The following is a 9,662-nucleotide window of genomic DNA, read 5'->3' as shown; positions in this document are numbered from 1 at the left end:
CCCGACCAGCTCCGCCGATCACCCGTTGCTCAACCCGCGCCATACGGCGTAAAACCCGCCGAGGCTCTAACTGCAGCCGGATGAAAATTCAGTGGCAGGTCAGAAGCAACCCCGACCAAGAGTTCGCTCGGCGGACCGGGAACAAAGAAAAGCCGAAAGCAGCCAGGGGTAGAAGAAAAGGTCGGCGCCACGTTAACCACGTTATCGCCTTACATCGAACCTAGAGGTGGCTTTCTCGTTAGTCGTCTATGGAAGACGATCAATCTAGATTCCGTTGTCACCCCGAGCCGTCCGGCACGTGGATGGTGTGGGATGAGGTCGACAATGCCCCGGCAAGCTTAGGAGGCTGCTCACTTGTCGGTCGGACATGGCAGCGCGCCAAAGTGGCCTGCGATTTGCTGAAGCGCATTTATGACAACCGGCTGGAGGCTCGATCGCATGCGAGAAAGCCGGTGGCCGAGCCGGTGGACCGAGTCGACGACCTCATATCATCCATCCGCAAGAGCCGCAGTTTTGCAAGTTTGTCTCAAGGCGGGCGGGGAGTTCCATTGAATTCCGGGCAGTCGATCTCGCGACCCGGGTTGGGTCAAAGGGAAACATAACCGAAGACTGCCCCGGATTGCGCGGCAACTTTGCCGAGGGCGTACACCTGTCTCAGGGGCGAGGAGGACCTTTGGCACGCCTCGCTGCAGGATTTTCGGGAAGAAGGAACTTAATCCCATTCGCCAGCTTATGGCTGGATGAGCACACGCGGCATCAACTTCTTCGACAAATGGATGGCAGAGCATCTGCCTAACGCAAGGTCAAACGATCCGTTCGCCATTAGGGATCTTGCCGACCAGGCTCTCAAAGCGGCTGAGGAGAGCGGCATCAAGGCACATGAGATCGAAGAGGAGGTCGGGAACGTTTTCGACGTCATTTTCGACGCCATGCTGCATCGTGAAGGCGGCATGGTGGAAATGCCCTGAAGCGACTAGCATCCGGCCGACAGACCGGACAGTGAAATTCGGTGCGGCGACACCTTCAACAGATCGCCATGCATGCCTCAGAAAACACTTGCCGACACTCTGGCCGCCCGCGAGACGGCGTATGTCAATTGCGGCCATCCGATGTGCTGCAAATCGACGAGGCTCGATATCCGGCGCTGAGTGACAGGCTCGGCCGTGACCACGGCTCAATGCGTAACGACCTAGTCGGGCTTTTGTTTGCTCAGATTGCAGGGCTGCCGGCCGTGACCGCCGGCCGGTGTTCTTCACATGCATTCCTGACTACGAAGGCCAGCAGCGTGCGCGCAATCGCGGCTGGAAGCCAACTTTTGAACGAGGGGGCTGAAAGTGGCCGGCGCCAAAGCCTACGCGCTGCCGTCGCGGCACAGGAGCGGTGCCTCATGTTTGCTGCGAGAGCAAAGGCCCGTTTCCATACTAGTCCACCATGTCCCGCAGGGGCTTCTTGCGCTTGGGTGCATCTGTTCTCATCCAGGACGCCAGGCGACCAAAGCCGACTGTGAATCGGCGGCGCTCCTGCGACGCGCAAGCCCCCGAGCTGGGCGCGTTGAGCCTGCTCCGAGTCAGCGCGCGCGCCGGTAATGCATGGCGACCGCGCCGCTGCGGAGCGGCTTGGCCGAGATCAGCTCGAGCCGTCGCGTGCTGGGCAGCCCGCTTTGGTAGAGGGTCGGGCCGTGGCCCGCGATTCTCGGGTGCACGAGGAGCTTGTACTCGTCGATTAGATCCAGCCGGTCCAGCTCGGTCGCGAGCTTGCCGCTACCGAGGAGCACGCCGGCCGGGGTCGCGTCCTTGAGCCTCTGCACGCCCGTGCGCAGTTCGCCGCCGATGTGGTGGCTGTTGGTCCACGGGAAGGCCTTTCGCGTCGATGACACTACGTACTTCGGCTTGGCCTCCAGCTTGACCGCCCACTCGCGTATCGCCGGCGGCGCCTCCTCGTCGCCGCGGGCGACTGCCGGCCAGTAGCTCTCCATCATCTCGTAGGTGACGCGACCCCACAGCATTGCTCCGCCCTCATCCATAAGGCGGGTGAAGAAGGCGTGCGTCTCGTCGTCGGCAATTCCCTCCTGGTGGTCGACGCAGCCGTCCAGGGTGACGTTGATGCTGAAAGTCAATAGTCCCATGCGGCGAGTCTAAGCCATACAATGGAGAACATGAAGGCCGATTGCTCGCGGTTGATGTTCAACTTACGCCCCCCGTGCCCCCTTCGTTTCCTTCACGTCCTGCTGCTCGGGTCGCCTTCCGTCCCATAATCATAGCTCCGCGCGTATACGTAGGGGGTGCCAGTGGCGGTGGCGGGCATATCGTGGGATTGATGCACTGAATCTGGGGCCGCGCCGGCCCGGGGGGAAGACCATGAAAACCGCCATCACAGTACTCATTGTTCTGCAAGTCGCCGATTTGGTGGCGACGCTTGGGGCCGATTACTTTGGTCGTCGCCGCGCCACGCTATTCGCTGCCTGATCTATGCCACGCACGCCATGGGCGAGCCGAAGGCTTGCAAGGCGGCATTTCCACGGCCGAGCTGCCATAGGACGCGCGTGCCTAGGCGCGACCCATTGCGGCGAACGTCCCGAGGAAACAGGCCACAAATGAGCCCGAGCATGGTTTCCCTTCAGTGGGACGATAGTCACCAGAGCGCGTTCATGTCAGCCAGCATAACCGCACGGGCAGCCCTTCGGCGGCTGCCACTATATCCACCCGCGCTCCCTTGACCGTGTACCTAATTCTCAGGGGAGAGGTACATTTTGGCCTCCTTAGCGGCAGCCTCAAATGCCTTTCGGATCACGTGAGGGTCAATCGGATCGCCCTCCACAGCCGACAGGCAGAGGGTCACAGCCTTGTGCCAGCGAGGTCCTCGCCGGGTCCACGTCTTGAGCTGCTCAAGGGCTGCCCTCGCATTGTTGCAGCTACGCCGATCACCGGCTTCAGTCCTTACGAACACCGGAGGGACGAACCAATGGGTTGCAATGAGGGAAATGTAGGGCGGGACGAGCCTGCCGACCAACCCAGTGGTAGTCCGCGATAGTGGAACAACGCAGGTCCTCGGTAGTTCAGAAATCGCAGCGGTCAATTCTTCGTGGATGCAGCCGCTGTTGGGTCCGCCGGCTTTCTCACGAGTGGCGGGCCCGCCTTATGGAGGGACTAATATCCCCTGCTCCTTGGCGGCAGCCAGGAATGCCTTGCGGGCCTCCTCAGGCTCCATCTCGTCGGCAAGCACAGCGACGCAGACGTGCACCGCGAGATTCCACTGAGGGCCACGTTTGGTCCACTTCAGGAGTTCCTTAGCCGCTGCATCGGCGTTGTTGACGTGGTTCGTCATGCTTGGAGACTCAGTCCCGACAGGAACCGGAGGGGAGAACCAGTGATTTGGCATAAGGGTCACTCCTTGCCGCCCTTGCCGCCCCTTAAGCCCCCTAAGCAACTTTTGCTCATCCGTCAGCGTTCGTTTTAATGATAGACTAAGCAGCTTTCGAAGGTAGCTGCAGGCCGCATCTGACCTCTGCTTTGTTCTCTCGGCGATTTCGTCTGGAATGGTAGACCAGAATGTTTGATGGAAATTTCTGAGCGGGTGATCGGACAAGTGGCTCGAGTGACCAAGGTGAAGACGATCAGGTTCCCATCGATTCATTGTCTGATGCGGACTATGCGGTTCAGTTCGAATTTGACCACGATCTGGGCTAGCTGGTTGCCTGCTTCATCGCGGACTTGAATGCCAGCCTCGTGATAGGTGCCATCGGGCAGCTTTTCTCTTGCGATTTCAAGCAGCGTTTTTGCTGCCTCGTCCTCCGCAGATTCCAGGTTCGGAAGCTCTGAACCTTCAGGGTCTGGGAAGGTCTCTCCATTGCTGGACAAGTCGAAGAAATAGCGCGGCATCAATCCTAACCAGGATTGCCGGAAAATGTTCAATGTCTCTTTTTTACATACAAAGAGCTAATCCAGCATGGCCCGCAGGGGCTCTTGCGCTTCGGCGGCCTGTATTTTCAACCAGCCTGGCCTTGTCGAGGTCGATCGTCACCGGCGGCCTCACGTCGATGGTCACCTTGCCGCCTTCCTCGTCCACCGTTCCTTAGTTTCTTTAACAAAGGCTTTCACCCGGGATGCGTCCCTGTCACGGGTTTGCAGGCCACAGCGATCCGGGATGACCGATCCGTCGGTGGCCGAATTTCGTTCCAACCGTCGGTTGGTGGACGCATTGCAGCTGATGCGCCTAAAGTCCCTGACGGTCCGCGTGCACCGGGCAGGCCCATCCCGCATCCCCCAGCGTGGTGCAAGCCACTTGATCGGATCCCGCCGTCTTGGCATGTGCGGCGGGACTTTTTATCCAATTCGCGGAAAACCGAGTCGGCTTCGACCTCCGTCACCTATCCGTCGCGAACGGCTCATGCTCGGGAAGGTGATGATGCAGCACTTCGACAAGGTTTCGCTTGTCGAATGTCTGGCCGCAAATTGGGCAGAACTCCAAACCATAGGTGGTCGCCCCTTTTGGCTCGAAGCAAACAATCGCAGATGAAGCCGCGCATAACCGCTTTGCGCTTATGTCGGCCGTTCGAGGCGGCGATAGACATTCTCAGAAGCTGACGTTCAGCTTTGCCAGGAGTATCCGCTACGTCATCGTGTCGGTCGCTCGAAATAATGATTTTGTCTTCACTTTCCGGAGAACGGAGGTTCTAATCTATGGGAGCTGCTTCAAATTCGGTCCTGGATCGCGGAAGGGGGGCGACATGGTGGATTCTGCTCGGATCGACAAGCTGATCGCAGCGGTGCCCCCCGCCTTAGCGCTTCGAGCCGGGCTGGACCTTGGCATCTTCACCCGGCTCGATGGCAGCGCGGTGACTGCTGACAGCCTGGGGGCCGCGCTCAAAGTCGAGCCCGATCGTCTGTCGCGGCTCCTCTACGCGCTCGCCAGCATCGGTCTCCTCGAAGTCAAGGATGGTCAATTTCGCAACGGAGCCGAAGCATCGGCCTTCCTCGACGCGTCCAAGCCGACCTATCGCGGCGGCGATCATGCGCTCCTGCGCGAGCTCTGGGGAGCCGACTTGCTGACCGCAGAGTCGCTGCGACAGAACCGGCCGGCCGCGCTGCACGACTTTTCTGAAGCAGGGCCCGCAGCGGCGGCGGTCTTCAGCCGCATGCTCGCACCGGGCGGGGTGATCTTCGGCCGACAACTGGCCCGGGAGATAGACCTCTCGGCGATCGCTTCGGTGATCGACATCGGCGGGGGCTCCGGGACCATTCTCGTCGGACTTCGCGAGCGGCAGCCGCAGATTGCGGCGACATTGATGGAACTGCCAACGGTCGCAGCGGCCGCGCCAGATATCCTGTCAGAATACGGTGCCGATGACGTGGTTGTCGAAGAGGGGGACATAACTGTCGCGCCATCGATCGGTCGGCACGATCTGGCGATCCTGAAGGCCGTCGTCCAGGTCCTTCCGCCTGACCAGGCGCGCAGTTCGATCCTGAACGCGGCGCGTTGCCTCACACCGGGAGGCGAGATCGCAATTGCGGGGTGGGGTGTCGTCGATGACGACCGCCTCGGCCCGCCTGAGGGTGTCTTTCTGAATATCACCTTCTTGAACCTCTATCGCCACGGCGAATCGTACACTGAAGGTCAGTATCGCGCGTGGATGACCGAGGCTGGATTCCGGGATATCTCCAGGTCGCGCCTGGCGGACGGCTGCACCTTGTTTCGTGCGCGCCTCACGGGCTGATCGTGGTTGGATGGTTGGTTTCGGACGCAAGGCTCTCCGAGGCGCCGATGAGCACACGGCAGTATGCCCGGCTGGTCGATAAATGGGTCTCAGCGATTGGACTGCGACCTGAAGACGGCACACTACCAAGGGGCTGTCATTGGTGATTAGCGGAGCGGCCTGCCAGGGCCGTTGCGTTGGCGCCGCCTCAGGTCGAAAATGCCCCATGGAAGCAGTCCGATTTCCCAAGCTCACGACACCAAGGCTCGTGCTTCGGGCGCCGAGCGAACGGGATATCCCAGCATGGTTTGCGCGCGCGATGGATGTCGAATCCGCGTCCCTTGCCGGCGATCCCGTTCGTGACGACAGAAGGGCAGGCGAACGGTGGTTCGCCCGTTCGCGTCAGCGATTCGCTGACGGCAAGGCGATCCAGTGGTCCGTAGACCAAGCAGGAGTATCGGACGCGATCGGGACGATAACCCTGTCCTTCGGCGCAACCGACGCCAAGGCAGCCGCATTGGGAGTTGTGCTGGCGCGTGCGCATTGGGGGCACGGGACTGGGCAGCGAGGCGGCGCGCGAAGTCCTCCGCTACGCCTTTGAAACTCTGGCGCTTGAACAGGTGACGGCCGAGTCAGCGGTGCGCAATTTCGCGTCGCTGCGAATATTGGCGAAGCGCGGCTTCAAACATATCGAGAGCTTAATCGATGAGTCCCACGGCGAGCGCTGCCAGCGTTTTGCGCTCGACGGAGAGGTCGGATCGTCACTGTTGGCGAGCAACGCGATGCCAGACTGCTAGGCTTTGAACCATCCGCCAATAGAGATCGTTTGTTCTGTTTAGGTCCGCAATGAGGTCGCCAGCGGAACGTCCATTTGCTGGTGACTTCAGCCTAGAAGCTGACAGTCGGCTCACGGCCCCATTCCTGACATAGTCGCTACTGCTCAGAAAATCACTTGCTCAGCCGGCTTCCACCGTAGGAATACTCACTTGAGCGTTTGACCCTGAGTTCTTCGTTCCCTACGGGAGCCTCGCGCGGCGTCACAACCATACGCGTCATCGCCGCGCTCATGCCACGGATGGGCAAGCGCGTGACTGATCGCCGTCCCCGCGTTCACTCCTGTCTGTTCATCCTGAGCCTATGCCGTCCTCGATGGATTGGGTCTGACCAAGGACCGCCTTCGCTTCGCTCAGTCTCGATCGTCTTCCCGCAACGACGGCGCTTCGTTTTCTTCCCCTGGCCGTACCACCCCACCACACAGGCATGGCGGGGACCCGGTTTGCGTCCATTCCTCGCGGCCCGAGAAAGCCTCGCGCCGCCGTCTTCCACTTCGTTTCAGCCACTTTGGGGGTGCGGTCCGATCGTCCCCGGTCTCACGACCACCATCGAGACCGCGATAGGCGCGGCCCGAGAAAACAGAAGGAACGACCACGATGGCTACGATCGGCACATTCTCCCGCACCGCGAACGGCTTCTCCGGCTCGGTCAAGACCCTGAACCTCAACGTCAAGACGGTGACCTTGACACCGGCCGAAGGCGACAACGAGAAAGGTCCGAACTTCCGCATCTTTGCCGGAGCCACCGAATTCGGAGCGGCATGGAAGAAGACCTCGCGTGAGGGCCGCGACTATCACTCGGTCAAGCTCGACGATCCAAGTTTTCCCGCTCCGATCTATGCGAGCCTGGTTGAGACCGACACCGACGGCGAGTTCTCGCTGATATGGTCTCGCCGCGCCGCAGAATGATCCGAGCTAACACGAAGCCCCGCCGCTCGGCGGGGCTTCGCCAAGTTCGGGTCCGCCACTCGTTGGCACTCCTGTCAGGTGCAGCACGCTACGCTTTGACGAGTGCCTTGCGCGCCTTCCTAGCCGGCGACTTGATTGCCGTTGCGGTTGCTGTCGCTGCCGCCGCGCGAGCAGCTCGTTTTGGTTTTTCCGCCGCAGCTGTTGCCGGCGTTGTCGCCTTTCGCCCGAGCCCGATTGATTTCGCAAGAGCCGAGCGGGTCGCTGCGTAGCTTGGCGCCACCATCGGATAGTCGGACGGCAGGTTCCATTTCTGGCGGTACGCGTCGGGCGTCAGATTGTAATGCGTTCCGATATGTCGCTTCAGGGATTTGAACTTCTTCCCGTCCTCCAGGCAGATGATGAAATCAGGTGACACTGATTTCTTGATCGATACCGCCGGCTCCAGCTTGACTGCGGCCGGAGCGACAGGCGTGCCGATCCCTTGCAAGGCAACATAGGTGTCCCCAATCAGCTTCGACAACTCGCCGACCGGCAGCGGATTGTTCGACACGTAGGCGGAAACGATGTCGGCGGTAATTGCTACGAGATCAGCCTGGTCGTTTTGGTCTGCAGAAACGGTCATCGAGTTTTCCTCTTGTTTAATGGCGCGCGTTGAAACGGATGGGCTGTTTATTGCCGATCAGGCAAACAATTCGTTATTTCCGCCAACAAACCTCATCCGCTGCAAATATCAAGCGGGAAGCTTCGCTTCCATCGTTCTGCCCGGCAGATAAAGTTACTGATCGCGTCGGAGAAGCGGACTTTCCGCTCGCCTTCTGCGCGGGAGGGGGCCCACGCCCTATGGCTCCAGCAAGCGGCGAGAACGATATCTCCCTTGCTGGTGAGTTGCTCGAAGCCGGCATAGCCATCGACGTGCAGCACGCCCTTGAAGTGCTCGAGATGCGAGGCCGGGCGTTCGGCCTTGCGGTCTGGTTCAAACAGATAGATTGCCGCGGGCGGCTCCGGTCCGCCCCAGGGGTGTTGCTCGCGGGCTTACACCCACAGCGGTCCCGTCTTGGTGCGGCCACGGCCTGGATCGAGCACCGGAACCGGTGTGTCATAGGCAAAAAGATGATCGGAGGCGAAGACGTTTTTCGCCAGTCGCTCGTGCGGGGCTTCCAGCCACCAGCAGGAGCCGCCAACCCAGCCGGCGAGCGTCGAACGTGGAAGATCAACACCGTTCCTGCGAAGATCTGCGACTGCCGATAGAGCGGCGTGTGATCGGAATATTTGCTGACCAGCACCTGCGCGAGCAGCGCCGGCGTCGCCAACCCGCCGCTCCGCAGCCGGCGCCTGCACCACCTTCTCGCAGGGCCGGCAGGCGTATTTGGGGCGCGTGGTGCGGATCACGCGCAGCTGCGCTGGCACCCAGTCCAGCATCTCGCTCACGCTTTCGCGGATAAGATTCAGCGCGCCACCGCAGCCGGCGCAGACGGTCCCGTCGACATCGACCAGGACCTCCTCGCGCGGCAGATGATGGGGCAGCGGCTTGCGGCGGGACGGCTGTTCGATCTGCACGCGGACGGCGCTCCTCTTCGCAGGCGAGATCACCGTCGGGCTCTTCCAGTCCGAGCGCCAGTTGATCAGGATCGAGCCGCTCGGAACGGCGGCCGAACTGCGCGCGCTGCAGCTGCTTTATGATGGATTTAAGGCGCTCGATCTCACCCTCGCGGTGCTCGACAACCGTCGCTATGTCACGCACAAGATGCTGCAGAAGAGCCGGTTCACTGGGCAGATTGTCGAGGTCGAGCAGCATGTCCGAATCTACCCGAATCGGTTGATTCGAAGAAGCAACTTCGCTCGATTTGGTGCGATTTTGCTACGCTTTTCAGCCGGCCAAAAGCGGTCGCCAGAAGCGTTCCGGCGTGCGTCTATCCCTTCGATGAGCATCGCGAGTTGTGCTGGCGACAGCATCACCGACCCACCTGGCTCGGCCAGACGCCGCCACCAAAAGTTGCCGCGGTCGATGCACTTACTGAACAGACAAAGCCCGTTCCGTCCCAGAACAGGATCTTCAGGAGCGACGCATTCCTGCCGCGGAACACGAACAGATGTCCCGAGAACGGTTATGTGGCGCGCCACATAACCGTTCTTATGCGTCGGGCGAGATTATGTGGCGGAGCCGCCCTGACCCCTTTCGGGTCGGCCAAACCCAGCTTGCCTCCGCCACATAATATTTCATGCCTCTC

Annotated in this window: 11 protein-coding genes and 2 pseudogenes; 5 read left to right on the top strand and 8 right to left on the bottom strand. The window is 60.7% G+C overall.

Annotation, left to right across the window (positions count from 1 at the left end; genetic code table 11):
- The first annotated feature begins 740 nt into the window (after positions 1 to 740).
- Positions 741 to 968 (top strand): DUF768 domain-containing protein, encoded by a 228-nt coding sequence (locus NKH13_RS35200; RefSeq protein ID WP_352711721.1) that lies wholly within the window; start codon positions 741 to 743, stop codon positions 966 to 968.
- A 599-nt stretch (positions 969 to 1,567) separates the two neighbouring features.
- Here the strand turns inward: NKH13_RS35200 and NKH13_RS35195 are convergent.
- The 4 genes from NKH13_RS35195 to NKH13_RS35180 all read right to left on the bottom strand — a co-directional run bounded on the left by NKH13_RS35195 (position 1,568) and on the right by NKH13_RS35180 (position 3,878).
- On the bottom strand, positions 1,568 to 2,125 hold the full coding sequence (locus NKH13_RS35195) for a dihydrofolate reductase family protein (protein WP_352450320.1): 558 nt from the start codon (positions 2,123 to 2,125) through the stop codon (positions 1,568 to 1,570).
- A 599-nt stretch (positions 2,126 to 2,724) separates the two neighbouring features.
- Positions 2,725 to 2,946: a DUF982 domain-containing protein gene (locus tag NKH13_RS35190; protein WP_352917430.1), complete on the bottom strand. Its 222-nt coding sequence runs from the start codon at positions 2,944 to 2,946 to the stop codon at positions 2,725 to 2,727.
- Positions 2,947 to 3,135: 189 nt separating this feature from the next.
- Complete coding sequence (locus tag NKH13_RS35185) at positions 3,136 to 3,378, bottom strand: DUF982 domain-containing protein (RefSeq protein ID WP_352711718.1); 243 nt, start codon at positions 3,376 to 3,378, stop codon at positions 3,136 to 3,138.
- Positions 3,379 to 3,629: 251 nt separating this feature from the next.
- Entirely contained in the window at positions 3,630 to 3,878 is a 249-nt protein-coding gene (locus NKH13_RS35180) for a DUF6894 family protein (protein ID WP_352711716.1), read from the bottom strand.
- Between the two features lie 848 nt (positions 3,879 to 4,726).
- Between NKH13_RS35180 and NKH13_RS35175 the strand changes: the two genes are divergently transcribed.
- The 4 genes from NKH13_RS35175 (at position 4,727) to NKH13_RS35160 (ending at position 7,434) form a co-directional block, all read left to right on the top strand.
- A complete protein-coding gene (locus tag NKH13_RS35175) occupies positions 4,727 to 5,713 on the top strand; it encodes a methyltransferase (protein WP_352917427.1) in 987 nt (328 codons plus the stop codon).
- A 205-nt stretch (positions 5,714 to 5,918) separates the two neighbouring features.
- Entirely contained in the window at positions 5,919 to 6,293 is a 375-nt protein-coding gene (locus tag NKH13_RS35170; RefSeq protein ID WP_352917425.1) for a GNAT family N-acetyltransferase, read from the top strand.
- Complete coding sequence (locus NKH13_RS35165) at positions 6,229 to 6,489, top strand: GNAT family N-acetyltransferase (protein ID WP_352917423.1); 261 nt, start codon at positions 6,229 to 6,231, stop codon at positions 6,487 to 6,489. Before NKH13_RS35170 ends, NKH13_RS35165 begins: the two co-directional genes overlap by 65 nt.
- Before the next feature lie 633 nt (positions 6,490 to 7,122).
- Positions 7,123 to 7,434: a DUF736 domain-containing protein gene (locus tag NKH13_RS35160; protein WP_352917421.1), complete on the top strand. Its 312-nt coding sequence runs from the start codon at positions 7,123 to 7,125 to the stop codon at positions 7,432 to 7,434.
- 88 nt (positions 7,435 to 7,522) lie between these two features.
- Here the strand turns inward: NKH13_RS35160 and NKH13_RS35155 are convergent, their stop codons facing one another.
- From NKH13_RS35155 to tnpB, 4 genes and pseudogenes are all read right to left on the bottom strand, one after another.
- Positions 7,523 to 8,056 (bottom strand): Ros/MucR family transcriptional regulator, encoded by a 534-nt coding sequence (locus tag NKH13_RS35155; protein ID WP_352917419.1) that lies wholly within the window; start codon positions 8,054 to 8,056, stop codon positions 7,523 to 7,525.
- A 92-nt stretch (positions 8,057 to 8,148) separates the two neighbouring features.
- Positions 8,149 to 8,717 (bottom strand): annotated as a pseudogene (locus NKH13_RS35150) (IS66 family transposase).
- A gap of 317 nt (positions 8,718 to 9,034) precedes the next feature.
- Positions 9,035 to 9,229: pseudogene (locus NKH13_RS35145) on the bottom strand (transposase domain-containing protein); the annotation flags it as partial.
- An 8-nt stretch (positions 9,230 to 9,237) separates the two neighbouring features.
- Positions 9,238 to 9,555, bottom strand: a complete 318-nt coding sequence (gene tnpB, locus NKH13_RS35140; protein WP_502914610.1) for an IS66 family insertion sequence element accessory protein TnpB — start codon at positions 9,553 to 9,555, stop codon at positions 9,238 to 9,240.
- Between the last annotated feature and the right edge of the window lie 107 nt (positions 9,556 to 9,662).

Origin of the sequence: Mesorhizobium sp. M1348 (assembly GCF_040317925.1) — a bacterium.
GTDB lineage: Bacteria > Pseudomonadota > Alphaproteobacteria > Rhizobiales > Rhizobiaceae > Mesorhizobium.
Note: the sequence above shows the minus strand (reverse complement) of the source record. Positions and strands in the feature narration are given on the sequence as shown.